The 25,239-nt window shown below is 51.5% G+C and carries 27 protein-coding genes, 1 tRNA gene and 2 pseudogenes; 18 read left to right on the forward strand and 12 right to left on the reverse strand.

What is annotated here, in order from left to right:
• Positions 1–51: 51 nt before the first annotated feature.
• From H7A79_RS10800 to H7A79_RS10820, 5 genes are all read right to left on the reverse strand, one after another.
• Positions 52–372 (reverse strand): type II toxin-antitoxin system PemK/MazF family toxin, encoded by a 321-nt coding sequence (locus H7A79_RS10800; RefSeq protein ID WP_135033485.1) that lies wholly within the window; start codon positions 370–372, stop codon positions 52–54.
• A complete protein-coding gene (locus H7A79_RS10805) occupies positions 366–614 on the reverse strand; it encodes an AbrB/MazE/SpoVT family DNA-binding domain-containing protein (RefSeq protein ID WP_187000244.1) in 249 nt (82 codons plus the stop codon). Before H7A79_RS10805 ends, H7A79_RS10800 begins: the two co-directional genes overlap by 7 nt.
• 357 nt (positions 615–971) lie before the next feature.
• Complete coding sequence (locus H7A79_RS10810) at positions 972–1,208, reverse strand: hypothetical protein (RefSeq protein WP_246407890.1); 237 nt, start codon at positions 1,206–1,208, stop codon at positions 972–974.
• A gap of 31 nt (positions 1,209–1,239) precedes the next feature.
• Positions 1,240–1,860: a phage replication initiator YdaU family protein gene (locus H7A79_RS10815; protein ID WP_246407893.1), complete on the reverse strand. Its 621-nt coding sequence runs from the start codon at positions 1,858–1,860 to the stop codon at positions 1,240–1,242.
• Between the two features lie 5 nt (positions 1,861–1,865).
• A complete protein-coding gene (locus H7A79_RS10820; protein ID WP_187000245.1) occupies positions 1,866–2,075 on the reverse strand; it encodes a Cro/CI family transcriptional regulator in 210 nt (69 codons plus the stop codon).
• 109 nt (positions 2,076–2,184) lie between these two features.
• On the opposite strand from H7A79_RS10820, the gene H7A79_RS10825 reads away from it, so the two are divergent.
• Positions 2,185–2,823, forward strand: coding sequence for a LexA family protein (locus tag H7A79_RS10825; protein WP_135037386.1), 639 nt, complete (start codon positions 2,185–2,187; stop codon positions 2,821–2,823).
• A gap of 65 nt (positions 2,824–2,888) precedes the next feature.
• Here H7A79_RS10825 and H7A79_RS10830 read toward each other — a convergent pair whose 3' ends face one another.
• Both H7A79_RS10830 and H7A79_RS10835 read right to left on the reverse strand, forming a co-directional pair.
• Positions 2,889–3,131 (reverse strand): type II toxin-antitoxin system RelE/ParE family toxin, encoded by a 243-nt coding sequence (locus H7A79_RS10830; protein ID WP_187000246.1) that lies wholly within the window; start codon positions 3,129–3,131, stop codon positions 2,889–2,891.
• Positions 3,132–3,163: 32 nt separating this feature from the next.
• The gene (locus tag H7A79_RS10835; RefSeq protein ID WP_135037392.1) at positions 3,164–3,430 is read right to left on the reverse strand and encodes a hypothetical protein; all 267 of its coding nucleotides are present in this window, start codon (positions 3,428–3,430) and stop codon (positions 3,164–3,166) included.
• A gap of 811 nt (positions 3,431–4,241) precedes the next feature.
• On the opposite strand from H7A79_RS10835, the gene H7A79_RS10840 reads away from it, so the two are divergent.
• The 3 genes from H7A79_RS10840 (at position 4,242) to H7A79_RS10850 (ending at position 5,636) form a co-directional block, all read left to right on the forward strand.
• Complete coding sequence (locus H7A79_RS10840; protein WP_187000247.1) at positions 4,242–4,679, forward strand: DUF29 domain-containing protein; 438 nt, start codon at positions 4,242–4,244, stop codon at positions 4,677–4,679.
• Positions 4,680–4,815: 136 nt separating this feature from the next.
• Positions 4,816–5,085: a hypothetical protein gene (locus H7A79_RS10845; RefSeq protein WP_187000248.1), complete on the forward strand. Its 270-nt coding sequence runs from the start codon at positions 4,816–4,818 to the stop codon at positions 5,083–5,085.
• Between the two features lie 131 nt (positions 5,086–5,216).
• A complete protein-coding gene (locus H7A79_RS10850; RefSeq protein WP_187000249.1) occupies positions 5,217–5,636 on the forward strand; it encodes a hypothetical protein in 420 nt (139 codons plus the stop codon).
• A gap of 214 nt (positions 5,637–5,850) precedes the next feature.
• Here H7A79_RS10850 and H7A79_RS10855 read toward each other — a convergent pair whose 3' ends face one another.
• The gene (locus H7A79_RS10855; RefSeq protein WP_186999880.1) at positions 5,851–6,501 is read right to left on the reverse strand and encodes an IS1595 family transposase; all 651 of its coding nucleotides are present in this window, start codon (positions 6,499–6,501) and stop codon (positions 5,851–5,853) included.
• A gap of 166 nt (positions 6,502–6,667) precedes the next feature.
• Here H7A79_RS10855 and H7A79_RS10860 point away from each other — a divergent pair, with 166 nt between their 5' ends.
• From H7A79_RS10860 to H7A79_RS15245, 3 genes and pseudogenes are all read left to right on the forward strand, one after another.
• Positions 6,668–7,210, forward strand: coding sequence for a hypothetical protein (locus H7A79_RS10860; protein ID WP_246407831.1), 543 nt, complete (start codon positions 6,668–6,670; stop codon positions 7,208–7,210).
• Positions 7,211–7,231: 21 nt separating this feature from the next.
• Positions 7,232–7,561 carry a helix-turn-helix domain-containing protein gene (locus H7A79_RS10865; protein ID WP_187000250.1) on the forward strand — a complete coding sequence of 110 codons (330 nt, stop codon included), beginning with the start codon at positions 7,232–7,234 and terminating at the stop codon, positions 7,559–7,561.
• Positions 7,477–8,316: pseudogene (locus tag H7A79_RS15245) on the forward strand (site-specific integrase); the annotation flags it as partial. The gene H7A79_RS10865 and the pseudogene H7A79_RS15245, both read left to right, overlap by 85 nt.
• A 181-nt stretch (positions 8,317–8,497) precedes the next feature.
• On the opposite strand, the gene H7A79_RS10875 reads toward H7A79_RS15245, so the two are convergent.
• The 3 genes from H7A79_RS10875 to H7A79_RS10885 all read right to left on the reverse strand — a co-directional run bounded on the left by H7A79_RS10875 (position 8,498) and on the right by H7A79_RS10885 (position 11,961).
• Positions 8,498–8,573, reverse strand: a tRNA-Lys gene (locus H7A79_RS10875).
• 73 nt (positions 8,574–8,646) lie between these two features.
• Positions 8,647–11,130, reverse strand: coding sequence for a PilC family type IV pilus tip adhesin (gene pilC, locus H7A79_RS10880; protein ID WP_246407897.1), 2,484 nt, complete (start codon positions 11,128–11,130; stop codon positions 8,647–8,649).
• Between the two features lie 378 nt (positions 11,131–11,508).
• A complete protein-coding gene (locus tag H7A79_RS10885; protein WP_246407899.1) occupies positions 11,509–11,961 on the reverse strand; it encodes a vWA domain-containing protein in 453 nt (150 codons plus the stop codon).
• A gap of 266 nt (positions 11,962–12,227) precedes the next feature.
• On the opposite strand from H7A79_RS10885, the gene carA reads away from it, so the two are divergent.
• The 9 genes and pseudogenes from carA (at position 12,228) to H7A79_RS10930 (ending at position 19,392) form a co-directional block, all read left to right on the forward strand.
• Positions 12,228–13,361, forward strand: a complete 1,134-nt coding sequence (carA, locus tag H7A79_RS10890) for a glutamine-hydrolyzing carbamoyl-phosphate synthase small subunit (RefSeq protein ID WP_187000251.1) — start codon at positions 12,228–12,230, stop codon at positions 13,359–13,361.
• 234 nt (positions 13,362–13,595) lie between these two features.
• Entirely contained in the window at positions 13,596–13,799 is a 204-nt protein-coding gene (locus tag H7A79_RS10895; RefSeq protein WP_135033431.1) for a YqaE/Pmp3 family membrane protein, read from the forward strand.
• Between the two features lie 226 nt (positions 13,800–14,025).
• Positions 14,026–14,406 carry a VOC family protein gene (locus H7A79_RS10900; RefSeq protein ID WP_187000252.1) on the forward strand — a complete coding sequence of 127 codons (381 nt, stop codon included), beginning with the start codon at positions 14,026–14,028 and terminating at the stop codon, positions 14,404–14,406.
• Between the two features lie 171 nt (positions 14,407–14,577).
• A pseudogene (locus H7A79_RS10905) lies at positions 14,578–14,836 on the forward strand (SemiSWEET family transporter).
• A gap of 103 nt (positions 14,837–14,939) precedes the next feature.
• A complete protein-coding gene (carB, locus tag H7A79_RS10910) occupies positions 14,940–18,152 on the forward strand; it encodes a carbamoyl-phosphate synthase large subunit (RefSeq protein ID WP_187000253.1) in 3,213 nt (1,070 codons plus the stop codon).
• Between the two features lie 113 nt (positions 18,153–18,265).
• Positions 18,266–18,493: a helix-turn-helix domain-containing protein gene (locus H7A79_RS10915; RefSeq protein ID WP_228068234.1), complete on the forward strand. Its 228-nt coding sequence runs from the start codon at positions 18,266–18,268 to the stop codon at positions 18,491–18,493.
• Positions 18,494–18,689: 196 nt separating this feature from the next.
• Positions 18,690–19,004: a hypothetical protein gene (locus tag H7A79_RS10920; RefSeq protein WP_187000254.1), complete on the forward strand. Its 315-nt coding sequence runs from the start codon at positions 18,690–18,692 to the stop codon at positions 19,002–19,004.
• Between the two features lie 58 nt (positions 19,005–19,062).
• The gene (locus H7A79_RS10925; protein WP_353663617.1) at positions 19,063–19,290 is read left to right on the forward strand and encodes a hypothetical protein; all 228 of its coding nucleotides are present in this window, start codon (positions 19,063–19,065) and stop codon (positions 19,288–19,290) included.
• A gap of 24 nt (positions 19,291–19,314) precedes the next feature.
• Positions 19,315–19,392, forward strand: a complete 78-nt coding sequence (locus H7A79_RS10930; protein ID WP_353663645.1) for a hypothetical protein — start codon at positions 19,315–19,317, stop codon at positions 19,390–19,392.
• A gap of 100 nt (positions 19,393–19,492) precedes the next feature.
• Here H7A79_RS10930 and metG read toward each other — a convergent pair whose 3' ends face one another.
• Positions 19,493–21,577, reverse strand: coding sequence for a methionine--tRNA ligase (gene metG / locus H7A79_RS10935; RefSeq protein WP_187001701.1), 2,085 nt, complete (start codon positions 21,575–21,577; stop codon positions 19,493–19,495).
• A 202-nt stretch (positions 21,578–21,779) separates the two neighbouring features.
• Here metG and H7A79_RS10940 point away from each other — a divergent pair, with 202 nt between their 5' ends.
• Together H7A79_RS10940 and H7A79_RS10945 are read left to right on the forward strand one after the other, a co-directional pair.
• The gene (locus H7A79_RS10940) at positions 21,780–23,015 is read left to right on the forward strand and encodes an MFS transporter (RefSeq protein WP_187000256.1); all 1,236 of its coding nucleotides are present in this window, start codon (positions 21,780–21,782) and stop codon (positions 23,013–23,015) included.
• Entirely contained in the window at positions 22,996–24,825 is a 1,830-nt protein-coding gene (locus tag H7A79_RS10945; RefSeq protein WP_187000257.1) for a trehalase family glycosidase, read from the forward strand. Before H7A79_RS10940 ends, H7A79_RS10945 begins: the two co-directional genes overlap by 20 nt.
• Positions 24,826–25,239 lie beyond the last annotated feature (414 nt).

Genomic DNA, 25,239 nt, shown 5'->3' on the forward strand with positions numbered 1-25,239 from the left:
CGGCAAAAAGCCGTCTGAATTTTTCAGACGGCCTCAAAACCTGCTAGCGGGTTATTCCATAAAAATTTCTTGGAGTACAGACAAAATATCGAACAGCACCGCATCGCTCAAATGTCCCATTGACTTGACCAACCGGCGTTTATCGACAACGCGGATTTGATCCAACAAAACCAATCCGTCTTTACCTCCAAATGTTACCGGAACACGAAAAGGAGCCGGGCGCCCGGCAGAAGTGAGCGGCGCAATGATGACTGTTTTCAAATGATCGTGTATTTCAGACGGTGAAACAATTACACACGGTCGCGTCTTCTGTATTTCGCTGCCCACGGTCGGATCTAATTGAACCCAAAACACTTCACCACGCTTTACCATTGCCACTCTGCAACCTCATCTTCCCGGAAGTTTTCCCAAGCCAAACCGTCTTCTCCGTGTCGTACCAAATCTTCAGCCGCCGCTGCCCAACCGTTGCGCACGGTAGGTTTGGGTTTGCTCAAAACAATAGTGCCGTCCACAACGGACATTTCAACACAATCATTAAAGCCAAGCTGATTTATAAGGGTTTTGGGAATAATTACCCCCTGAGAATTGCCCATTTTTCTAATCACAGTTTTCATGGCGGGACTTCCAGTTATTGCTATGAATGTAATAACAATGTTATTACATAAATTAATTTATGTCAAACCCCGCTTATCCACAAAAAACGTGCATATCTCTCTGCTCAAAACACCCAAACGCCTATCTGCCCATAAAAAATCAAATTGCCCAAAAAAGCATCAGGCCGCACGGCCTTAAGGTATTTGCAGATGGCCTCTGCGGTGCTCTCTGTATAGAAAACGGCTTCGGCGGACAAAGCACTTCGGCGTTTTGTGCGCTGTACTTTGTCCGTCATGTACAAAGACATGATTTGGCAAGGTTTTTCAAACATCCCAAACAGGCCGTCTGAAAACGGAAAAACGGGGTTTCAGACGGCTTCAAACGCCCAAAACGGCTATCGGGGCATCAAAACAGCGGCCGTTTCGGTATCTCAACGGTGAAAACCGCCGAAACCGGGGCGGCGGCCTTATGGCGCGGTGGGTTTTTTCGGGGCTGATGCCGGCATTTTTGAGAACGGCCTGCCGCAGTTTTTCGATCGCCGCCTTGTCGGGCTTGTCGGGCGGCGGCTTGGCCGGTTTTTCGCGCTCGGCAGCCAATGCTGCCAGTTCGCGCAACACTTTCTGCTGTTGGGCTTTGAGATCGGCTTCAGACGGCCTGCCGTTGGGTTTGCGGTCGGGCGGGAAAAAAAACCAGCCAGCCTTTGAGAATACTCGCCTCCATAATCGGGCGCAGATCGAGATTTTGGTTGTGAAATTTGGCCAGTTGTTTTACGGCGGCTTTTTTCGCGCCGTTTCCTGCTTTTTTGCCGGCTTGCGCGCGCATATCCAAATAGGCGTGCCACAAATCGAGCGGGATAAATTTCGGCAGGCGGAAATTGTCGCGGTCGTGGTGATGACGGCTGTCGGCGGCAGGAACGGGTATGCCCCTTAATTCACAGAGCTTGGCCAACAGCACTTCGCGGTTCAGATACCAGTGCATCTTGCCGTGCACGCCGCCGCGCCGGTATTGCACCAAGCCCAGGTTCAGCAGAATGCGGCGCACTTTTTCGTAACCGCGCCGTTTTAAGCCTAGCTCTTGCTTCAGATGGGCGGCGGTTTTATAAATCCAGCCGCATTTTTTGGGTTCTTTGTCGGCCACGTCCGACCACCAAAACAGATTGCCCAGAAATGCCGCCGCCTGAAAATCGTGCCCGCAAAGGGGCATAAATTCGTCATAGATTTGGACGAATTTGTCGGAAAGGTGCGGGCGCAGGTCGGCGATGAGCATTTGTATTACTTGTACTCTTTTACTTTTTGAACCCGTACTGTCTGATATAAGCGTGGGTTCATTTTCAATTTACCGCCAGTAAGTATTTGGATTCGATAAGCTTGCTTTTCCGGAACCATTTCCTGCCATTGTGTTACAGCCGATGGACTGATACCTAGAGCCCTTGCAACCGCTATTTTTGTTCCGTAAAAGGCAATAACATTTCTTGTTCGCATATATGGGTATTTCTTTGTTTAAGTTTGCTTAAATTATAGGTGTAAAGAATACTTAAATCAATATGAGTTAAGATAACTTAAATTAGAGAAATTTAAGATGGAATGAATTGTGGAAGCGAAAACTATCGGAGAGCGAATCCGAAAAATGCGAAAAGAGAGGAATTTGACTCAGCAAGATTTGGCAAGAAAGCTGAAAGATGTATCACACGTTGCCATTTCACAATGGGAGTCAAATACAACCAAACCAAATGCAGAGAATCTGTATGAGCTGTCAACTTTATTTGGTTGTGATTTTGGGTGGTTGCTAAAAGGTGAAGATGGGGGATCTACGAATGTCAAAATAATTCCAAATGTTTTTGCTGTACAAATTCCCATCTTGCGCTATGAAGATATCCGAGAGTTTGATGTGGCTCATCCTCTTATATCAATAACAGGAGAGTACATCATGACTGATATTCAAAGTTCGACATCCACCTTTGCTCTTAAACTCAAAGATGATTCAATGAGACCTGCATTTTCAGACGGAGATGTTATTATCATCGATCCTTTAGAAAATCCCGATCCGGGGGAGTTTGTACTGGCGCAAGTTGGAAACGATATTCTGTTTAGAAAGTACAGGATTGACAATCTTGATAAATTCAGCCTTCGACCACTTGATTCAGATTATCCGGTAATTTCATCAAGTGAAGCCAAAATTAAAATTATCGGTACTTTAGTTGAACATAGAATCTACAGAAGGAAGCGCTAACAGATAAGGCCGTCTGAAATTTCAGACGGCCTTTTGACAATTGCAGATTATGAATCTAATTTAATTTACTCATCTGGCCATTTTTGCCATTGGGGTAGTACAGCAACAACGGTCAGGTGTTTTTCTGATACCGTGTAAACGATGCGGTAGCGCAACGGATAAAGCTCGCGGGTGTTTTCAATCATACCCGGCTTGCCCATGTACGGTTGCGAAGCGGCCAAATCCAACAGCCGCTCAATCTCCTGAAAAGCTTTTTGTGCGGAATACATACCTGCAAAATCTTTTCGGGCATCCAATAACTTGTCCAACTGCCCAGATGCCTGCCCTGACCAAATGATTTTCACTCAGACGCCTCCTCGGCAGCCCATCGGGCAAATTTGTCTTCTATTTTTTTACAAACTTCCGAATGCTCAAACACCCGTCCGGCAGCAATATCGGTCAACCCTTTCTCGACTTCGGCGCGGACATAAGCCTCATATCGCTGACGCTCGATAAAATCGCGCATAAATTCCCGCACCAACTGGGAGGCATTGCGATCAGATAAGCGGGCAGCTTCCATAAATGCTTCTTTTTCTGCGTCTGGTACATTCATTATAAATTGAGCCATTTCAATCTCCTTTCATTTTTTGGATATATATTCAATATATATCAAATGGTTTTCTGAATCAACTAAAAATATTTATATTATTGAATATCAATATGTCAAGTTTAAATTTTAATTAAACTTAACATAATACTTGAGTTAAAATTTAAGTTATCTTAAAATCCAAGCCGTGGGTAGCCATTAGCAAAGCAATTACCCTGAAGATATATCAAAGTTCTTTAACAACTCGAATCGTAGCAACCGGCCTTCGGAACCCTGTCGTTCCCGATTTTAAAAAGCATATGCAGGCTTCGCCCGGAAACAACACGGCACACGCAGAAAAGGCTTCAAGCCTTTGGGTAAACCGCACAAACGGTTACGGACGGCATTCAACACGCCACCAAAAGAAAAACCGCTCATCCGGGGAGCGCAGCAGCGTCCGGTAACAGGCGGTTGTCGAACGTATAAACAATCGGGGCGTATCCCGATGCAGGAGCGATAATCTGCGGACAAGCTCCAAACTGCAGTTTGATTTTTTTGAGGCGGCCTCTTTGCAGGCAGATTCAGGGCTGAGTGCCCTTTGGTGTGCCGGTGATGCACACTCTTTATAAGACGGTCCCGCACACCGTCTTACGGTCTGTACCCGGACCCAGGCCCGTTTGCACAAGCGGGTTTCCGTGTAGGTACCGTTGTTTTACACGGATTGCGCCGTGAATGTAACAACGGTTGTTTTTATGACGGGCCAAGCCAACCGGATAAAGCCGTAAGCCCGTTGATTTTTATAAATATGCTATGATTGGGCGGTATGGAACTGCTGATTAATAAGGAGTGAAAGATGACGACTTCTTACGACACCGATTTTGCCGCATGGGCCGCCGAACAGGCAGGGCTGCTGCGCGCCGGTTTGGTGGACAAAATCGACTTTAGAAACTTGGCCGAGGAAATCGAAGATATGGGCAAAAGCGAGCAGCGGGCTTTGGAAAGCCGTTTGCAGGTTTTAATCTGCCATCTGCTGAAATGGAAGTTCCAGCCGGAGCGGCGGGGCAACTCCTGGAAAGCGACTATTAAAGAACAAAGATCAAGGGTGAGCGATCTTTTTGACGAATCCCCCAGCTTAAGGGGAAAAATCAATCAAGATGCTTTTTTTGCGAAAGTTTGGAAGTATGGCGTTACCTCTGCCGTAAAAGAAACCGATTTGGAAGAGTCTGTTTTCCCCGAATCGCCCGTTTGGAGTATTGTCGATGTTCTCAACAACGATTTTCTGCCCGACTGATTTCAGACGGCCGCAACACCAATCCCGCCCGCTTCAAACAAGCGGGCTTTTTTATATGCAAAACGGAGGATAAAACTATGAATACCCAACCTAAACAAATCTGTGAAATGGTGCCGGATAAAAACGAAACCGCAAAGTGCGGGACAAAGCGGCCGAAACCGCAGAACATTTCACCAACAGAGCCGATTTTTATGTGCGCTCGGGAAGCGGGATTTTCAATCTGAATCACAATGATTTTTCAGACGTGTTCACAGCGCAGAAGGTTGTGGAACGATATCTGCAAACGTTCCAATGGTATTTGGACGATTCGCCGCTGATTGGAGAGCTTGGAATCGATATTGGAAAAGAAGCCGCCGGTTTTAAAGAGCGGTTTGCCGCTTTTTTTGAAGAACAACCACGGGGTTAAGGCCGTCTGAAAACGCCGTTTCCGAAAAGAAACCGGTTTCTGCAGAGCTAAAAAACCGTTCCAGACGGCCTTTGTTTACCCCAACAATTTTTTAACCGTTGATTGTCTGATAGTCAGAAAGGACAGCCGTCATGCTCAATGCCCACCCGCAAACCCGCGCCGGTATCCGCATCGGCACAGACGACCCGGTGATGGCGGTGCTGTTGATGCAGCAGCGGATGTTCAACGAAGCCTTCTCCGAACACGCCGCCCGTCAAACCGAAATAAGCGGGGCTTTTTACGAGCGCATAAGCACGCACGAGCAAAACATCACGGACGCGGCGGCGAAGCTGGAAAAATACCGCGAGCAGTTGCCGGCCGAATTGGCGCAACACGCCGGCAGCCGAGCCCAAGAGGCGGAGCCGCGTATTGATGCAGCGGTATCCGCCCGTATTGCCAAAGATACCGCCGAGGCCAACGAGGCCTTTTTAGGCCGTCTGAAAAAGCTGCCGGCAATTGCATTTGCGGCGGTTTTGGTATTGATGATGCTGTTCGTTTTATTGGTAACTTGAGGGTTCTCCAATGGAATTCTTTCTTAGACGTTTTGTGGTTGGTTTTATCCTCAATCCTGTTCGGTTATTTTGTTATGGAAAATCTTTCTAATAATGAATGCTGACCTTGGTACTTGTCTTTGGCGGCTGCATTACTTTGCCGGCACTTAAAGAGTGATTAGGAGGATAGTAATGGATGAATTAAGAAAAAATTTTTAGGGGCTGTCCTAGATAACTAGAACAAATCCTGCTTTACTAATTGTTTTAAAATAGAAATTTGAAATTTTATCTCACTGTTGTTAAAACGCCATTCACACTCTTTCAAATACAGTTCAAAATGCTCTTTGGGAATGCCGTTAAACTTGCGTAAATGGCGTTTTGCTTGGTTCCAAAAGTTCTCAATTCCGTTAATGTGATTTTGTCGCTCAGCAAAATGTGTGCTGTGATTGATCCGAAAATGTGAAAATTCGCTCACATCAAGAACGTCATAACTTTTGTAACAATCGGTATAAACAATGCTGTCAGGCTTCACTTGCTCGCGGATAATTGGCAATAAAGTCGCAGTTTGTGTATTGGGTACGGCAACGGTGTAAACCTTACCATTACGCTTCAAAAGCCCGAATACAGCCACTTTGCCAGCCGCACCGCGACCACGTTTGCCTTTGCGTTGTCCGCCAAAATAGCTTTCATCAACTTCTACTTCACCATCAAGCATTTCCAGATGCGGGCTGTTGTGATAGATAAGTAAGCGCAAACGGTGGAAGTAATAGGCAGCGGTATTTTTATTGACGCTAACTAATTGCGCCGCTGTGCGAGCGGTAACACCTGCAACAAATAGTTCAATCAGTTTGTTTTGCTTGTACTGACTTAAACGACTTTTTCTCATAGGGATTATTCTAACCTGAAGTTAAATTTCCCTAGTTATCTAGTACAGCCCCAATTTTTATTTCTTTTGCCGGGGTATTTTACATTTGGTCGGAAGTTTGCCGTCATGGGGCAAATCTTTTCTTACCCGCGCCCGGTATATTGTTTCTTTAATGAGCAGGCTGGTTTTGGCTTTTGTGCTGCCGGTGTTTTTTCTCAAATCGTTAAAAAAAGAAATGGAAATGATCGAAAAAGCAGCCGGTGAATCGTTGGCAGGCTTGGCGGCAATGCTGTTCTGTCTGTTTTCCTTTTCTTTTCAAATTGCCGCCGCAGTCTTTGCTTTTTCGCACCAAGCGTGGCGCCATGTTGCAGATTGCGAATGGCGCACCGCCGGTGCCTGTCTGATTGTTGGGTCATTATGTCGTGTTTTTTATGTGTTGGAGTATCAAAAAAGTGATAACGATAGGGAAAAACACGGGAGAAATCGGATGCTGATTGAAGCTGCCCCCGCCGTCCGCACCGTCAAAGTCTCTGCGGGATACACCCCGCCGCCAAACCGGCTACCCGCATTACCGGCTGTTACCGGTACAGACAGAAGCAGGCAGATTCCACTGCCTGCTTTTTTACGTTTCTGCCGCAGACTATCTGATAATCGAGCCGAAAATCAAACGGCATTTGGCGGTCAGAAAGCTGGCGGAGTTTCTGAAAACCGCCACCTACCCCGTGTATGAAACCGTATATGGAGCATCACTGTGAAAACCTACGATGTAACCGAAGCGGCGGCCTACTGCAAATGCCATCCCGAAACGATACGGGAGCATATCCGCGCAGGCCGTCTGAACGCCTCAAAGCCCGGGCGGAAATACTGCATTACCCAGCCTGCCCTTGACGCTTTTCTGCATGATTCGGAAAATGATGCCGTGCAGGCATCGCTCGGAAACAGGAGTGAAGAACAATGCCGATTTACAAACGCAACAACGGCATATGGTATGCCGATATCTATTCGCCGGACGGTAAGCGCATTAGATGCTCGACTGGAACAAAATGTGAAAAGGAGGCACAAGAGTATCACGATAAACTGAAATACGACCTGTGGCGGGTAAAGCACTTTGCCGAAAAGCCCAAAATACTGTGGGATGAAGCCTGCCTGCGCTGGCTTCAAGAACGGCGCGACAAAAAGAGCCTGATCGACGATGAAACCAAAATCCGCAGGCTTACTGCCTTCAGGGGGCTGTATCTGCACCAACTGAACAAAAGCCTGATTATGGCCGAAATCGCCAAGATTAAAGGCAGCAATGCCACCAAAAACCGCTATCTCTCGTTTGTCCAAGCATTGCTCAACAAATGCGTCAGAGATTGGGGTTATTTGGATTCCGCGCCAAAGTTGGCAAGATATAAAGAGAGCAAACGGCGCGTCCGCTGGCTCAGACCCGATGAAGCGGAAAAGCTGGTTGCGGCACTGCCCGACTATATCGCCGAGATGGCAGTATTCAGCCTGAACACGGGCTTGCGCAAATCCAACGTATTGAATCTCAAATGGAAGCAAATCGACCTGGAACGCAAAGTCGCATGGCTGCATCATGACGAAACCAAATCAGGCCATGCCTTAGGTGTGGCACTGAACGATGCGGCATTATCCGTTTTATTCAAACAACGCGGAAAACATCCCGACTATGTGTTTGTCAACAGGCGCGGGCAGCCGGTGCGCGACATACAGAAGCCGTGGAAAAAGGCGTTGGAAGCGGTCGGCATCGAAGATTTCCGCTGGCACGACCTGCGCCACACATAGGCAAGCTGGCTGGTTCAGACCGGTGTTCTGCTCGCTGCTTTGCAGGAAATGGGCGGATGGGAGAGCGTGAGCATGGTGCAGCAGTATGCCCATCTTGCGCCCGAACACTTATACGAACATGCCGCATTATTGGACGGTGTCGGCCTGAATCATGGCACAAATTTGGCACACCACAAAATAGGCGGCAGCAAAGAAAAAAGCCTAAACACTTGTTTAGGCTTGGAAAACTTGGTGGGTCGTGAAGGATTCGAACCTTCGACCAACGGATTAAAAGTCCGCTGCTCTACCAGCTGAGCTAACGACCCGGAAGAGTGCGCATAATATGAAAACTATACCGTATTGTCAATAGCTGCATCTCATCATTTGATAAGTATGAGTTTAGAAGATTTCTCTCCAGCTGATGCGTCGTATGCCGCAGTTGCGGCCATCGACTGCAAAACTATTACCGCTACCTTTCACAATAAAATGGTCGCCTTTGCCGGTAAAGCATTGGTTCCTAGGGATGGGGTTGTTTGTGCTTAACAGGCCATCGGTTCCTGAGCCGCCATTATCGCCGTCAAGTGTAACAGGGGTGTTGGCGGCATGTTGGGCTGTGTTAACGTAAGTAGTGCCGTCAATACCGCTGTGCATTTGCCCGTTTGCAAAAAAGCCGTTGTTCAAAATGGGCGTGCCGTCTTGCTTCAAGTATCGGATATGTGCATGGGCCTTTGACAGTGCGCCGCCGGTGTCGGCATGCATAATGAGATCCCAGTTGCTGCTTTCCGTTTTGGTTTCAGTAGTTTCGGGAATACATACATCGTCTGTCGAATTAATAGTTTGGGTGGTTTTGTAAATGCGGGTATTTACAAACGCGCTGCGCAAAATCATAGTGGGTTTTACAACAACACGTTCGCCGTCGGTTGCGCCTAAATCGATTTTCCAGCCTTTATGTTCAGGCTTTATCAGGTTGTTTGTTAAAAAGCGGTATTGTTTACCTTCAATCGTTTTTGCAGTTAATGTTTGTTGTAACAAATCGCCGGCAGTTGCTACTGCTTTTGTTGTGGCAGTATTTGTTTCAGACGGGGTCAAATCATCGAAAATGCCGAAAATTGCCTGCTGGGCTTTGCTGGCGGCATCGCTTTGGTATATGTCGCTGCCCGTTCCGAAAATGACTACATATTTATTGAGAGATTGGCGGGAAACGGCAGGGGCGGCGGTAATCGGTTGGGATGCCGAACCGGCGTAGATACGTTCAACTTTCCAGTTGCCGGGTTTTTCTCCGCGCAGATCAAAGCGGTACATATTGCCGCCGTAATCGCCTGCATAGGCCACATCGGTAATGCCGTCGAAATCGGTGTCCAACAGGGTGGGGCTGGATAATCCGCCTACGCCGTTTGGAACTGGGATTTTCTTGATCAGATCGCCTGCCTTGGCTCCTTTTACTTCTCCCGTTGCGGCTTCCTGTCCCAGTAAATCGTAAACATAGAGGGCGGTTTCGTTGGCAGCATCATTGATATCCTGTTTGCGGTAGCCACTGGCAAGAAATGCTGCATAGCGTACATTTTCAGAGATTTTTACGGCCTCTCGGCTGCCTGCGGCGGGGCGTTGGATAGAAATGCGGCCGATTTGCGGCGTACCGATGGTGTAGCCCAATGTATTGTTTGCGCCTTTTTCAGTTTCAAATAAAGGCACTTGGGTGTTCCAGCTTCTGTCGGCGGCATTCAAGCCGATTGCCGTGCCGCTTTTGCGGTTGGTTCCGCCGACATTCAACGCATAAGCACCGCGCCCGCCCTGACCCATGGCACCAAACATGACTGTTTGCTGGCCTTTAACCTCACCTGCGGGGGCAGGCGTTTGGCGCACGACAAATCCGCCGTTAACCATATAGCGGTGCGGGGTGGACGCTCCATAGCCTTCAACGGCGAGTTCTTTCAGAGTCTTGCCCAAAGTTTCACCGCCGTTGCCGCTGTCGCGTTCCATCCCCGCAGGGATGTAGCTGAGTTTCAGGCTATACGGGTGGTTGGCATCGCTGCTGCTTTGAAACAGATGCACCATGCCGTCGTTGGCGGCAGTTAATAAAAATTCTTGGCGGCCATTAACGGTTTTACCGATAGTGGCGATGCCGCTGTCTAAAATATCGCCCAAATCGCGCTTGCCGCTCACCGGATTGCCTGAATTATCAAAATTGCGGTCACGATAGGTTTGGCTGTATCGATTGTTGGCAGCCTCGGCCTTAATCACGGAATCGGCCTTGTTTCCGCGTACGGTCCACGGTATCAGCGCGTTTTTCCATTCGTCTGCTGTAGTGCTTGAAATACCGAAATCCGTATTACTGCCGTTAAGCGTATCTGCCCAAAAAACACCGTTGGGCATTCCCGTGTTGATAAGCGTTTTGCGCCCGGCAAAAGAGGGCAGTTTAAAGCTGTTTTTAAATGACCCGTCTTGTGCCAGTTCATAGAAACGCAATTGACTGCTCCATGTTTGCGGGTCGACATATACCGACAGAGCCGCTCTCGGTTCTTTATCGGTTCCGTTGCCTGTTACGGCAGGGGCAGCCGTGCCGACGCTTTCTTGTGAATTATTCTGGTTGTTGTGCTCAATGTTGTCGAAGATTTCGCCGATTGCATTAACCAGTTCGTCTGCATTTCGGGCATTGAAAAATATTTTATCCGTAGGTTTGCGGGTCGTGCTTCCGGCTGCACCTTTTTTAAGGTATTCCTTGCCGGCATCAGTTAATCCCTCGCCAAAACCGATAGTGAATGTTTCTGCGATTTGTTTTGCATACTGGCTTTGCCCATCAGAGCCTTTGGGATCTGCGGGATCTCCGTTCCAACTTTTGCCTGTGTTGTCTGTGCCGCTTGTTTTAAAATCTTTGGTGGCCAAAGTTTGGCTGAAAAATGACAGTCCTGTGTTTCTATCCCAAAAAGAATGGAAATTTCCATCTATTTTTCTGACACATTGCCCTACGGCAGGAGGCCGGCCAAAATAATCATCGCCGGAAAAATTGAAAATTAAGGAATTGGTCCATGAACAGCTTAAATTTGCATCGCCGTCGGACATCAGCAGAATAAAGTTTTTTTGACACCTGTATCGGGTATTGTTTCTGACAACTTTCGACAGCTCGTAAAACCGACGTGTTGTGGGCGTCCCGCCCTTAGATGACATTTTATTGATTGTTTTAATAACGGATTGCCAATCATCGGTATAGGCAGACATATTTACCGAGTTGTTATTGTTCAGAGTCTGTATGTTCCAATTGATTTACGATTGGTATTTGCCGACGACGGAAGTCAAGGCCTCTTTTGCAATAGACATACGGCTGCGTTCGGGCCAAACTGCCGGTGATTGCACGTTGCGGGGAGGGTACTCCATACTGCCCGAGTCATCGACAAACAGCATGACATTCGGCTTTACCTTACCCGCTCCGCCTCGAATTTCGGTTTTGTTTTGAAGACGGATGGGCGTATCGGCAAAATTTGCAGATGCCGTTCCGGTTGCCAATAATGCAAAAGCCGAAGATAAGCTGTAAATCATCGGGCGAACTGTTGTGCAGAATCGCAAAGGTGTTTTTTTCATAATGTGCAGTCTTTCATAATCGTCCGAAAAAGCTTGAACAGCTGATGCGGGATACTGAATGTAATTTTTGTATGGAAATGCGAGTGATTTTATCATGCCGATTGGTTTTTTTGCATTTTTTAGAGCAGAGAGAGGCATGAAATTCTCTTAAAATGCAACAGATTGACAAGATACTGTCAATCTGTTTTTGAAACGGCGGGTGCACTTGCCGGCCGGCAACGTTTTATTTCTGCTTGAGCCCGTGCGTCATTTCGCTTAAAATATCTTGCTTCTACAGCATAGAGTTATGCCCTGAAAGGCACGTAACACGGTTTTTAAAAACCGTGCGGCGTGTTTTTTTTTAGCCGGATTCTTTCAGACGGCCTTGTGCTGCTTCATAGCCCGGCCCTCACAGGATACCCATCATGACCACACCCGCAATTTTAGTGCTCGCCGACGGCAGCGTGTTTCACGGCACCTCGGTGGGATTTCACGGCACGACTTCCGGCGAAGTGGTGTTCAACACTTCGATGACCGGTTATCAGGAAATCCTTACCGACCCCTCCTACTGCAAACAAATCGTTACCCTCACCTACCCGCACGTCGGCAACACCGGTGCCAACGGCGAAGATGCGGAAAGCCGCGCCGTGTATGCCGCCGGGCTGATTATCCGCGACCTGTCGCTCTTGCACAGCAATTTCCGCAGCAGCGAAAGCCTGCAAGATTATTTGGTGAGCAATAAAACCGTGGCGATTGCCGATATCGACACCCGCCGCCTCACCCGCATCCTGCGCGACAAGGGCGCGCAGGTGGGCGCGATTCTTACCGGCGCGCAAGCCGCCGAAGAAAAGGCGCACAAACTGATTGCCGAGTTCGGCAGCATGGTGGGCAAAGATTTGGCCAAAGAAGTGAGCTGCACCGAGCCTTATGAATGGCGCGAAGGCATGTGGCAGCTCGGCAGGGGCTTTGTGAGGCCGTCTGAACAGCCTTACCACGTTGTTGCCTACGATTTCGGCATCAAAACCACCATTCTGCGCATGCTGGCGGAACGCGGCTGCCGCGTAACCGTGGTGCCGGCGCAAACCCCTGCCGCCGATGTATTGGCTTTAAACCCCGATGGTGTGTTTCTCTCCAACGGCCCGGGCGACCCCGAGCCTTGCAGTTACGCGATTGATGCCGTGAAAACATTGCTGGCAAGCAAAAAACCGCTGTTCGGCATCTGCCTGGGCCATCAATTGTTGGGGCTGGCGGTGGACGGCAAAACCCGCAAAATGGCATTCGGCCATCATGGCGCCAACCACCCGGTGCAGGATTTGGCCGGCGGCAAAGTGATGATTACCAGCCAAAACCACGGCTTTGAAGTGGACGCCGAAAGCCTGCCGGCGCACGTTAAAGTAACCCACCGCTCGCTGTTCGACGGCTCGCTGCAAGGCATCGAGCTGGCCGACCGACCCGCATTCAGCTTCCAAGGCCACCCCGAAGCCAGCCCCGGCCCGCACGATGTGGCTTATCTGTTCGATAAGTTTATCGACAGCATGAAAGCCGCCAAAACCGCCTGATAACGCCCCGGCGGCAACAGATTGGGCGATAACAGACAGCGGCGGGATTTTTAAATTAAAGCAGAGAGGGGCGGATTCAGGCTATACCTGAAAAACCTGCCGAACCCGGCCGTTTCGCGCAACAGCGCAACCGCCGCACAGTCTGCGGCTCTTACCGCCCTGCCCGGCCCCACCCGCAATACGGCAGCGTTTACGGCTGCATTTTCCAAACCCGATTTTCAGAAAGTTTTTATCATGCGTTTGCTTTTAGCCATTATCTTGCCGTGGTTGCAGTTTTTCACCATCGGCCGCCCATTTGCCGGCATCATCTGCCTGATTCTGCAACTGACTGTAATCGGCTGGGTGCCTGCCGCCATATGGTCGGTTTACGCGCTGAGCCAATATAAAACCGATCAGAAAATCCGCGCCGCCGTCAGCCAAGGCCGTCTGAAAGCATAACACTCGGGCTGCCTTAAAGAAGCATATTGCAGACGGCGTTTGCCGGCAGAAACACGGGGGCTGTGTGGGGCGCGCTTCGGCAGACAGGCTGCAATAAGGCCGTATAACCTTAATCCCGCTTTCAGACGGCCTCGAAAGAAAACACCGGCACTGCCGGTGCAGATAGAACAGCACAGTGGTTGCAGAGCCTGTATGCGCCGCCCCGGTAAATGAATACGGTGAAATCATGAACATTACCGCGCTTGATCGTTTGGTGCTGACGGTAGCGGATATTCCGCGCAGCATCGCGTTTTACACGCAAGTGTTGGGTATGCGGGAAACCACTTTCGGCGAAGGCCGCAAAGTGCTGTTGTTCGGCCGCCAGAAAATCAACCTGCACCGGCTCGGCGCCGAAATACCGCCCCATGCGCAAAACGCCGGCTGCGGCACGGCAGATTTGTGTTTGCTCACTGACACCCCGCTGGATCAGGTGCTGGCTGAGCTTCGGGCGCACGGCATCGAAACCTTAAGCGGTATTGTTCCCCGCACGGGCGCAGCCGGCGCAATCGAATCGGTTTATCTGCGCAACCCGGACGGCAATCTGCTGGAAATCAGCCGCTATATTTGAATGGATATTTTCAGACGGCTCCGCCTGCCGCAGGCCGTCTGAAAAGACAAAAAACGCAAAAACAAACAATAGAAGCTTTAAAAGGATTTCAAACGGCTCCGCCCGATACAGGCCGTCTGAAAGGCAAAAAAACAAAACAAACAATAAAAAATTTAAAATCAGAGAATAATCATGCCGTTTAACGACAAGCAAATCCGCATTTTATCCATCGTTGCCACCATGATGGCGGTGGGTATATTGCCTACATTCCGCAGATCCAAATGAATCTGGCCGGCCAGAAAGGCACATGGCTGCAACCTTTGGTGGCTGCCGTCAATTGCACCTTGTGGGTGGTTTACGCCCTGTTTAAAAAAACCGCGATATTCCCGTGGCGCTGGCCAACGCGCCCGGCATTTTTCTCGGCCTGGCCACCTTTGCCACCAGCTTTTAACGCGCAGCCGTTGCGCTTTGATACGGCAGCCTGCGGCCGTCTGAATGATTGCCGGACACCATATAAAAACCCGACTGAATATATTCTGTGAGAAAGTAAAATCATGCCCAAACGTACCGACCTGAAATCCATCTTAATCATTGGCGCCGGCCCTATCGTGATCGGCCAGGCTTGTGAGTTTGACTATTCCGGCGCGCAGGCGTGCAAGGCTTTGCGCGAAGAGGGCTATAAAGTCATTCTCGTCAATTCCAACCCCGCCACGATTATGACCGACCCCGATATGGCCGATGTTACCTATATAGAGCCGATTATGTGGCAGACCGTGGAAAAGATTATCGCCAAAGAACGTCCCGATGCGGTGCTGCCGACCATGGGCGGCCAAACCGCACTCAACTGCGCGCTCGATTTGGCGCGCAACGGCGTGCTGGCGAAGTATAACGTTGAATTAATCGGCGCCACCGAAGATGCCATCGACAAAGCCGAAGACCGCGGCCGCTTTAAAGAAGCCATGGAGAAAATCGGCCTGAACACGCCGAAATCGTTTGTCTGCCACACCATGAACGAAGCATTGGCCGCACAGGAGCAGGTAGGCTTTCCCACCCTTATCCGCCCCTCTTTCACCATGGGCGGATCGGGCGGCGGCATTGCCTATAATAAAGACGAATTTACCGCCATTTGCGAACGCGGTTTCGATGCCTCGCCCACACACGAGCTGCTGATCGAGCAGTCGGTGCTGGGCTGGAAAGAGTATGAAATGGAAGTGGTGCGCGACAAAAACGACAACTGCATCATTATCTGCTCGATTGAAAACTTCGACCCGATGGGCGTGCACACCGGCGATTCGATTACCGTTGCACCCGCGCAAACGCTCACCGACAAAGAATACCAAATCATGCGCAACGCCAGCCTGGCGGTGTTGCGCGAAATCGGCGTGGACACCGGCGGCTCCAACGTTCAGTTTGCCGTCAATCCCGCCAACGGCGAGATGATTGTGATCGAGATGAACCCGCGCGTGTCGCGCTCTTCCGCGCTGGCCTCCAAGGCCACAGGCTTTCCGATTGCGAAAGTGGCGGCCAAACTGGCGGTGGGTTTCACTTTGGACGAATTGCGCAACGACATCACCGGCGGGCGCACCCCCGCATCGTTCGAGCCTGCGATTGACTATGTGGTAACGAAAATCCCGCGTTTCGCCTTTGAAAAATTCCCCGCCGCCGATGACCGCCTGACCACACAGATGAAATCGGTGGGCGAAGTGATGGCGATGGGGCGCACTCTTCAGGAATCGATGCACAAAGCCCTGCGCGGTTTGGAAACCGGCCTGTGCGGCCTCAATCCGAAAACCGATAACCAAGACGAAATCCGCCGCGAGCTGGCCAACCCCGGCCCCGAACGCATTCTCTATGTGGCCGATGCCTTCCGCGCCGGTTTCAGCAGAGAAGAAATCCACCAAATCTGCGCAATTGACCCGTGGTTTCTGGCACAGATTGAAGATTTGGTTCAAGAAGAACAGAAAATTTCAGACGGCCGCCTGAACGGTCTGGACTACCCCACCCTGCGCCGTCTGAAACGCAAAGGCTTTTCCGACAAGCGTTTGGCGCAACTGTTGGGCGTGGGCGAAACAGAAGTGCGCAAACACCGCTATGATTTGAATCTGCACCCGGTTTACAAACGGGTGGACACCTGTGCGGCCGAATTTGCCACCGACACCGCCTATCTCTATTCCACTTATGAAGAAGAATGCGAAGCCCGGCCGTCTGAAAGCAGAAAAGTGATGATACTCGGCGGCGGTCCCAACCGCATCGGCCAAGGCATCGAGTTTGATTATTGCTGCGTACACGCCGCCCTGGCATTGCGCGAATCAGGCTTTGAAACCATTATGGTGAACTGCAACCCCGAAACCGTGTCCACCGACTTCGACACCAGCGACCGTCTCTATTTCGAGCCGCTCACCTTAGAAGACGTGCTCGAAATCGTGCGCACCGAAAACCCGTGGGGCGTGATTGTGCATTACGGCGGCCAAACCCCGCTGAAACTCGCCAACGCACTGGTGGAAAACGGCGTCAACATCATCGGCACTTCGGCCGACTCCATCGATGCCGCCGAAGACCGCGAACGCTTCCAACAAGCGCTCAACAACCTCGGCCTGCGCCAACCGCCCAACCGCACCGCGCGCACCGAAGAAGAAGCCCTGGTATCGGCCGAAGAAATCGGCTACCCGCTGGTGGTGCGCCCGTCTTATGTGTTGGGCGGCCGCGCCATGCAGGTGGTACACACCCAAGAACAACTCAAAACCTATATGCGCGAAGCCGTACAGGTTTCCGAAGACAGCCCCGTATTGCTCGATTTCTTTTTGAACAACGCCATCGAAGTAGATGTGGACTGCGTTTCAGACGGCCGCGATGTGGTAATCGGCGGCATCATGCAGCATGTGGAACAGGCCGGCATCCACTCCGGCGATTCCGGCTGCTCGCTGCCGCCGTATTCCCTAAGCGAAGACATACAAAACGAAATCCGCCGGCAAACCAAAGCAATGGCCTATGCACTGAACGTGGTCGGCCTGATGAACGTGCAGTTTGCCGTACAAGACGGCATCGTGTTCGTACTCGAAGTGAACCCGCGCGCATCACGCACCGTGCCGTTTGTGTCGAAAGCCACCTCCGTGCCGCTGGCCAAAGTGGGCGCACGCGCAATGGCCGGCATCAGTCTGAAAGAGCAAGGCATTGAAAAAGAAGTGGTTCCCGACTTTTACGCCGTGAAAGAAGCCGTGTTCCCGTTTATCAAATTCCCCGACGTAGATACCATTCTCGGCCCCGAAATGCGTTCCACCGGCGAAGTGATGGGCGTGGGCGCCACCTTCAGCGAAGCCTATCTGAAATCACAACTGGGTGCCGGCGAGCGCCTGCCCGAAAGCGGCAAAGTGTTTCTTGCCGTGCGCAACGAAGACAAACCGCTGGTAGTGCAAACCGCGAAAAACTTCCAACAACTCGGCTACAGCGTGGTTGCCACACGCGGCACCGCAGCCTACCTGAAAGAGAACGGCGTGGCCGATGTGGCCGTGGTAAACAAAGTACGCGAAGGCCGCCCACATATTGTGGATGCTATCAAAAACGGCGAAATCGCCGTGGTGGTAAACACCGTGAGCAGCGATGCACAATCGGTGGCCGACAGCCACAGCATCCGCCGCACCGCACTCACCCAGCGCATACCGCAATACACCACCATCGCCGGCGGCGAAGCCATGAGCGAAGGCGCCAAAAGCATCAATACACTGGGCGTGTACAGCCTACAGGAACTACACGGGCAGCTGAAGAAGTAATCAGGCAACAGCCGGACTTGCCGCAGCCAAACACCAGAAAGGCCGTTTGAAATGCTGAACAGCACCTTTGAAAGTTAAACACTTCCTCCAATTTTAAAAGGTGCTGTTTTCTTATGTTCAAATATACACCCAACTTCAAATACCAAGCCGCACCCTATTATCACCAAGTGCACAGCCAACAGCGCACCAAATGGTACTTCAACGTCTCACGCACACATCTACGCCGTTGGATAGCCGCTTATCGGCAAGGCGGTATCGCCGCACTTCAACACCTACAGGCTGCCTCTATGAAGACTAAATGCAAAAACCCGTTTATCACCGATAAACCCGAGCACAACTGATTGAAGAGTTGGGGTACATGAGGGTGTAGAACGACTGCCTAAAACACATGAAAGCCCTCAACGAAAAGGAGGGGACGCTGCCAAAGCTGACAAACCGTTTAAACGTTGAGAGCGGAACACCCGCTGAAATATCTGACGCACAGTGCCTACATTCCCAAAAGCAGCTTTCATTACCCTATCGGCAAAGCCGATCCCGATGCAGCGACCAAAAACCGCAGTGAGTGAAGCCTATCGCCGACACAAAGGCCGCCCGGGTCATCGGCAAATTGCTGCAGTATTGTCGCGGAATAAAAAGAAAGTGCAGCGCATTATGGGTTTATTGAAACCAAAAGCTAAAGGCCGCAGCAAAAAATCCTACCGCCTGCAGGCAATAGGAAAGAAGGCTTCGGACAATATTCCCAATCGTGAATTTACTGCCGACAAACCGGCAGATAAATGGCGGATCAATGTTACGGAGTTCAAATGCACAGACGGGAAACTGTATTTATCGCCGATAATTGGATGTGTTTAATCGAGAGATTGCGGCCTATTGTTTAGGCCGCAGAGCGGACAGTAAAATGGTAACGCGAATGCCGGGAAAAGCATTTAGTCGTCTGAAAGGCAAAACCCTGCTATTGCATTCCGCCCGGGGTGTGCCGTACCGGACAAATGCTGATCGGGTAAAACCGGCTGGGAAAGGAATGGTGCAAAGCATGTCGCGAAAAGGCAATAGTTGGGACAATGCGCCGATGGAGGGTTGCTTCGGTATGCTGAAAACGGAAAGCTTCTATAAAGAAGGCGCACTATCAGTGGCGTAACTGGCAATTGTAATAGATGATTACATACATTACTACAATCATGAACGGATTAGTTTAAACTTAAAAAAAGCCGGGTTCTGTCGGCTACAGAATCCGGCTTGAAAAGGCTGTTTGAGAAAGATTCTTAACTTATCTAAGTATTGGGGGACAGTTCACCCGTTTTCAAACGGCCTTTGCTGCATTCAATGCCGAAGCAGTGGGTTTAACCCACCTTATCCCCCGGCTGCGCGCCTTCGTGTACATCGAGCAGCCGCAGTTTGCCGTCTGTGCCGGCGGCGGAAAGAATCATGCCTTCGGATACGCCGAATTTGGCCATTTTGCGCGGGGCGAAGTTAGCTACGGCAACCACCATGCGGCCATTGAGTTCGGTAGGGTTGGGGTAGCTGCCGGCGATGCCGGAGAAAATCACGCGCTGCTCGAAGCCGAAGTCGAGGTCGAATCTCAGCAGTTTGGTGCTGCCTTCTACGGCTTGGCAGTTCAATACTTTGGCCACGCGCATATCGATTTTGAGAAAGTCGTCAAAACCGGCCTGAGCGGCCACTTTTTCATAGCGGCCATCAGGTGCGGCGGCGGTATCGGGGTTGGCGGCCGTCTGAATGCTTGGTTTGTTGGCTTTGATTAGGTTGTCCACTTGTTTTTGCTCCACGCGCTGCATCAGGTGTCGATAGGGGTTGATGGTGTGGTTTTCGGGCAGGAGCCCGCGGGTGTTGTCCCAGGTGATTTCGGGCAGGTTGAGGAATAGGGCGGCGTTTTGCGCGGTTTGCGGCAACACGGGCGCGAGGTAGGCGGTGAGCATGGCGAAGGCGTTAATCAACTCGCTGCACACTTGGTGCAGGCGTTCGCCCTGCCCTTCCTGTTTGGCCAGATCCCACGGTTTGTTGGAATCAACATATTCGTTTACGGCATCGGCCAATGCCATGATTTCGCGCAGGGCGCGGGCGTATTCACGGGTTTCGTAATCGGCGGCGATGGTTTCTGATTGGGCGGCCAATTGTTGCAGCAGGGGGCTGCCGGAAACGTTTTTCAGACGGCCTTCGAAGCGTTTGGCGATAAAGCCGGCGGCGCGGGCGGCGATGTTGATGTATTTACCGACCAAATCGCTATTTACGCGGGCGGTAAAGTCGTTAAGATTCAAATCGATATCTTCGATGCGGCTGTTGAGTTTGGCGGCGATGTAGTAGCGCATCCATTCGGGGTTGAGGCCTTGCTCGAGATAGGAGCGGGCGGTGATGAAGGTGCCGCGCGATTTCGACATTTTTTGGCCGTCCACGGTTAAAAAGCCGTGGGCAAACACGCCGGTAGGGGTGCGGTGGCCGGAAAATTCGAGCATGGCCGGCCAAAATAAGGCGTGGAAATAGAGAATGTCTTTGCCGATAAAGTGATACATCTCGGTTTGGCTGCCGGCTTGGAAATATTCGCCGTAATCCAAACCGATGCGGCTGCACAGGTTTTTAAACGAGGCCATGTAGCCGACCGGGGCATCGAGCCACACATAGAAATATTTGCCGGGCGCACCGGGGATTTCAAAGCCGAAATAGGGGGCGTCGCGGGAAATATCCCAGTCGGCAAGGCCGCCTTCGCCGTTTTCGCCGGGGTGCAGCCATTCTTTCATTTTGTTGAGTGCTTCGGGTTGCAGATGCGGCCGGGTGCGGCCGTCTGAAAGGGTGGTGCTGCCGGCCGTCCATTGTTTCAGAAAGTCGGCACACTCGCCGAGTTTGAAAAAGAAATGCTCGGATTCTTTCAACACGGGCGCGGCACCCGACACGGCAGAATAGGGGTTAATCAGCTCGGTGGGGGCGTAGGTGGTGCCGCACACTTCGCAGTTGTCGCCGTATTGGTCGCGGGCGCGGCATTTGGGGCATTCGCCTTTCACGAAACGGTCGGGCAGAAACATGTGTTTTTCGGGGTCGAAAAGCTGCGCTATGGTGCGGCTTTCGATTTTGCCGTTTGCTTTCAGGGCGAGATAGATTTGCTCTGAAAGCTGTTGGTTTTCAGGCGAGTGGGTGGAGTAATAGTTGTCGTAGCCGATATAAAAGCCGCCGAAGTCGGCCAGATGTTCAGCGTGCACTTTTTCAATCAGGGCTTCGGGGGTGAGGTTTTGTTTTTCGGCCGCCAGCATGATGGGGGTGCCGTGGGTGTCGTCTGCGCAGCAATAGTGGCATTGGTGGCCGCGCAGTTTTTGAAAGCGCACCCAGATGTCGGTTTGGATATGCTCGACCATGTGGCCGAGGTGGATGCTGCCGTTGGCATAAGGCAGGGCGGAAGTTACGAGAATTTTGCGTTGAATCATGTTTTGTGCTTGAAAAAACGGGGAATTTGTCGAAGTGTGGGATTATAGCGTAAAACGCATAAGGGGCCGTCTGAAAAGTTTTCAGACGGCCTGTGAAACTGTTTCTCAAGTAAACAGTCCAATATTGTGCCATGCGGCTTTTTTGTTGGGAAAGCCGCTTTGCCGCATCTTTCGACAATAAAACTCAAGGTGGGTTCTTATGAAAAACCTCGGTATCAAACTTGCACTGTTTATCAATTATTTTGTGTTTGCCATATTGCTCAACAGTGTCGGCATTGTAATCAAACAATCGCTGGCCAATTATGGCGTTACGGAAACGGAAGCGAGCATTCTGGAGGCGTTTAAAGACTTGCCGATTGCCATCGTTTCTTTTTTCGTGGCTTCTTTCCTGCCGAAATTCGGCTATAAAAACAGTATGCTGCTGGCGCTGGCTTTGGTGTTCGGCGCGTGTTTGTATATGTTTTTCGGCAACAGCTTCGATGCGTCTAAGGTTTTATTTTTGTGTATCGGCGTGTCGTTTGCCTTTATCAAGGTGTCGGTTTATTCGATGATCGGCCTGTTTACCGAAACCAAAGAGCAGCACAACAGCTTTATGAGTTCGATCGAAGGCTTTTTCATGATCGGCATCGCTTCGGCTTATTTTCTCTTTCCCGCGTTTTTCGATGCGGCAAACCCCGATGCCTGGCTGCGCGTGTATCTGCTGCTGGCCGGCCTGATTGCGGTGGCGTTTTTGCTGCTGCTGTTTACCAAAGTGGATGTGGATATCCCCAAATCCGAAGGCAGCCTGGCCGATGATTTTATGGGCATGCTGAAGCTGGTGGCGCTGCCGCTTACCATCTTCTTTATCTTGAGCGCGTTTTGCTTTGTGATGGTGGAACAGGGCATCATGACCTGGCTGCCCACGTTTAACGAACGCGTTTTGTCGCTCAACGACACCCTGAGCGTTCAGATGGCCAGCATTTTGGCCTTGTCGCTGGCTGCGGGGCGTTTCTTGGCCGGGCAGGCGGTGAAAAAAGTGCCTTGGCTCGCTCTCTTAACCGCGTGCCTGCTGGCGGCGGCGGCCATTGTGGCGTTTGTATTGCCGCAGGCCTTAAACACCCCGGCGCAAACCATTCATTCTTTCAGCGAAATCCCCGCCATCGGCTTTATCTTCCCCTTAATCGGCCTGTTTATCGCACCGGTTTACCCCTTAATCAGCTCGGCCACGCTCTCGGCACTGCCGCAGCGCATGCACAGCTCGATGACCGGCCTGATTGTGATTTTCTCTGCGCTGGGCGGCACGCTCGGCTCGCGGATTATCGGCATGCTGTTTGAGCATGTGGGCGGCGCGCAGGCGTTTTACTTTATGCTGGTTCCGATTGCGATTTTGATAGTTGCCCTGTTCTTATTGAACAAATTCATCAAGGATTACGAAAATGCACATCAACAAAGCTGAAACCCTGGCCGCCCTGCTTGCTCAGGAAGACACCGACCGCAGCAACACCATCACCATTGATGATCAAGGCCCGAAACATTTTACGGTCAAAGGAGAAAACGGCGAAACGCTGGAAGTGAAAGGCACTTATTATCTGGCCAACCTGTTGCAGGAAGTATGGCTGGGCAACGGCCGTCTGAACCCCGAAAACGTGCAGATGAAGCCGCTGGAGCGGGTGGATTATTTAATGAACACCCACTATTGGCACACCCTCAGCCGCCGCATAGATGCCGGCAATATCCTCGCCACGCTGGCCGATGAAAAGCGCAGCAGCAACAAAGCCTATCTATATGTGCCCGCCGCCGATTCAGACGGCCTCGAATACTACCGCCGCATCAGCGCCGATTATCCGCAAATCGAAATCATCGAGCTGCCCGCCCCGCCGTTTTCAGACGGCCTCTTGGCCGAAATCGACAAAAAACCCGGCCTGCTGGCATTGAAATACGACAAAACCGCCGGCACACCGCTGCCTTATGTGGTGCCCGGCGGGCGTTTCAACGAAATGTACGGCTGGGACAGCTATTTCATCGCGCTGGGGCTGATGGCGCACAACCAATACGATTTGGCCAAAGGCATGCTCGAAAACACCGCCTACCAAATCAAGTATTACGGCAAAATGCTCAACGCCAACCGCAGCTACTACCTCACCCGCTCGCAGCCTCCGTTTTACACCCCCTATTTAAGCGCGTTTTACCGCCGCTATGCCGGGCGGCTGCCGCAAAACTGGCTGGCCGAACACCTGGCCGTTGCCATCGATGAATACCAAAACGTGTGGATGAACCCGCAAACCCACCTTTTTGCCGACATCGGACTGAACCGCTATTTCGATGAAGGCTGCGGCCGCCCCAAAGAAACCGAACCCGGCCATTTCAACTTTATTTTGCAGCAATACGCCGCCAAACACGGCGTAGGCACCGCAGAAATGGAACGCGCCTACGGTGCCGGCGAAATCCAAGATGCCGATCTCGACCGCTATTTCATACACGACCGCGCCATGCGCGAAAGCGGCCACGACACCACCACGCGGCTCGATGATGTGTGCGCCGACACCGCCTGCGTTGATTTGAACGCGATTATGTACCGCATCGAAACCGACATCGCCGCCCTGATTGCCGACTATTTCCCGCAAGGCTTCGATCACAACGGCACACGGCACACCGCCGAGGGCTGGCGCGCCAAAGCGCAGGCACGCTGCGATGCCGTGCAGCAATATTTGTGGAACGAAGCAGACGGCACGTTTTACGACTACAACGTTGCCACCAAAGCGCAAAACCGCTTCGTTTCCGCCACCAACCTGCTGCCTTTGTGGGCGGGGTTGTGCAGCCGGGAGCAGGCAGAGCGGCTGGTTAAATCGCAACTGGGCGCGCTGTTGTGCGCAGGCGGCATCGCCTCCACCGCCCCCATCGGCGCAGAAATCCGCGGCCCCGAACGCCAGTGGGATTACCCCTACGGCTGGGCGCCGCACCAGATTCTGATTTGGGAAGGGCTGGAGCGTTACGGCTTCGAGCGCGAAATGCGTGAAGCCGCCTATGCCTGGGTGCAGATGATTATCCGCGCCACAGTGGAATACAACGGCCTGATTCCCGAAAAATTCAACGTGGTCGAAGGCTCGCACAAAACCGATGTGGAATACGGCAATGTCGGCACCGTGTTCGACTATGTGCCCGCCGGCGGCTTCGGCTGGACCAACGCCTCGCTCGTTTTAGGCATTGCCAAACTCACCGAAGCGCAAAAAGCCGCATTAAACGCGCTGGCCGACTCCACGCCCTAAGCCGTTTGGGCTTTGCCCAACCCGGGCCGCCCCGCTTTAAAACCACGGCAACGCCGGTTTGCCTTTGCGGCCGGTACCACCGGCAGCCCGCAGCCCCGTATTTATGGCAGATTCAACTACTTCGATACAAGGCCGCAGGCAATACGGCAAGGCGCAGCAACGCTGTAGTGGAAGTTAAGGCAATCCGCTGTCTTTAGCAAACAGGCCGGCCGGGCAAAGGCCGTCTGAACGTTTCAGACGGCCTTGAATGCTTGCTGCAAACGGCCCGGCAACGGCTCAAGCCTTTGTTGGACAATCCAACCGTGCCGAAACGGCCCGGCGCAGGCTGACGGTCATGCCGTTACGGCAGCAAATTTAAAACCGCTTTCAACACTTCAAGCACCGGCGGGCACGGCCGCCCGTTGCAGCAACCGC

Origin of the sequence: Neisseria musculi (assembly GCF_014297595.2) — a bacterium.
Lineage (GTDB): Bacteria > Pseudomonadota > Gammaproteobacteria > Burkholderiales > Neisseriaceae > Neisseria > Neisseria musculi.

Bases quoted from the DNA above. Each gene is read 5' to 3' on its own strand.
- H7A79_RS10800 (WP_135033485.1), bottom strand. From the start codon at position 372: ATGGTAAAGCGTGGTGAAGTGTTTTGGGTTCAATTAGATCCGACCGTG.
- H7A79_RS10805 (WP_187000244.1), bottom strand. From the start codon at position 614: ATGAAAACTGTGATTAGAAAAATGGGCAATTCTCAGGGGGTAATTATT.
- H7A79_RS10815 (WP_246407893.1), bottom strand. From the start codon at position 1,860: ATGCTCATCGCCGACCTGCGCCCGCACCTTTCCGACAAATTCGTCCAA.
- H7A79_RS10820 (WP_187000245.1), bottom strand. From the start codon at position 2,075: ATGCGAACAAGAAATGTTATTGCCTTTTACGGAACAAAAATAGCGGTT.
- H7A79_RS10835 (WP_135037392.1), bottom strand. From the start codon at position 3,430: ATGGCTCAATTTATAATGAATGTACCAGACGCAGAAAAAGAAGCATTT.
- H7A79_RS10840 (WP_187000247.1), top strand. From the start codon at position 4,242: ATGACGACTTCTTACGACACCGATTTTGCCGCATGGGCCGCCGAACAG.
- H7A79_RS10850 (WP_187000249.1), top strand. From the start codon at position 5,217: ATGCTCAATGCCCACCCGCAAACCCGCGCCGGTATCCGCATCGGCACA.
- H7A79_RS10855 (WP_186999880.1), bottom strand. From the start codon at position 6,501: ATGAGAAAAAGTCGTTTAAGTCAGTACAAGCAAAACAAACTGATTGAA.
- H7A79_RS10885 (WP_246407899.1), bottom strand. From the start codon at position 11,961: ATGCCTCTCTCTGCTCTAAAAAATGCAAAAAAACCAATCGGCATGATA.
- carA (WP_187000251.1), top strand. From the start codon at position 12,228: ATGACCACACCCGCAATTTTAGTGCTCGCCGACGGCAGCGTGTTTCAC.
- H7A79_RS10895 (WP_135033431.1), top strand. From the start codon at position 13,596: ATGCGTTTGCTTTTAGCCATTATCTTGCCGTGGTTGCAGTTTTTCACC.
- H7A79_RS10900 (WP_187000252.1), top strand. From the start codon at position 14,026: ATGAACATTACCGCGCTTGATCGTTTGGTGCTGACGGTAGCGGATATT.
- carB (WP_187000253.1), top strand. From the start codon at position 14,940: ATGCCCAAACGTACCGACCTGAAATCCATCTTAATCATTGGCGCCGGC.
- H7A79_RS10915 (WP_228068234.1), top strand. From the start codon at position 18,266: ATGTTCAAATATACACCCAACTTCAAATACCAAGCCGCACCCTATTAT.
- H7A79_RS10920 (WP_187000254.1), top strand. From the start codon at position 18,690: ATGCAGCGACCAAAAACCGCAGTGAGTGAAGCCTATCGCCGACACAAA.
- H7A79_RS10925 (WP_353663617.1), top strand. From the start codon at position 19,063: ATGCCGGGAAAAGCATTTAGTCGTCTGAAAGGCAAAACCCTGCTATTG.
- H7A79_RS10940 (WP_187000256.1), top strand. From the start codon at position 21,780: ATGAAAAACCTCGGTATCAAACTTGCACTGTTTATCAATTATTTTGTG.
- H7A79_RS10945 (WP_187000257.1), top strand. From the start codon at position 22,996: ATGCACATCAACAAAGCTGAAACCCTGGCCGCCCTGCTTGCTCAGGAA.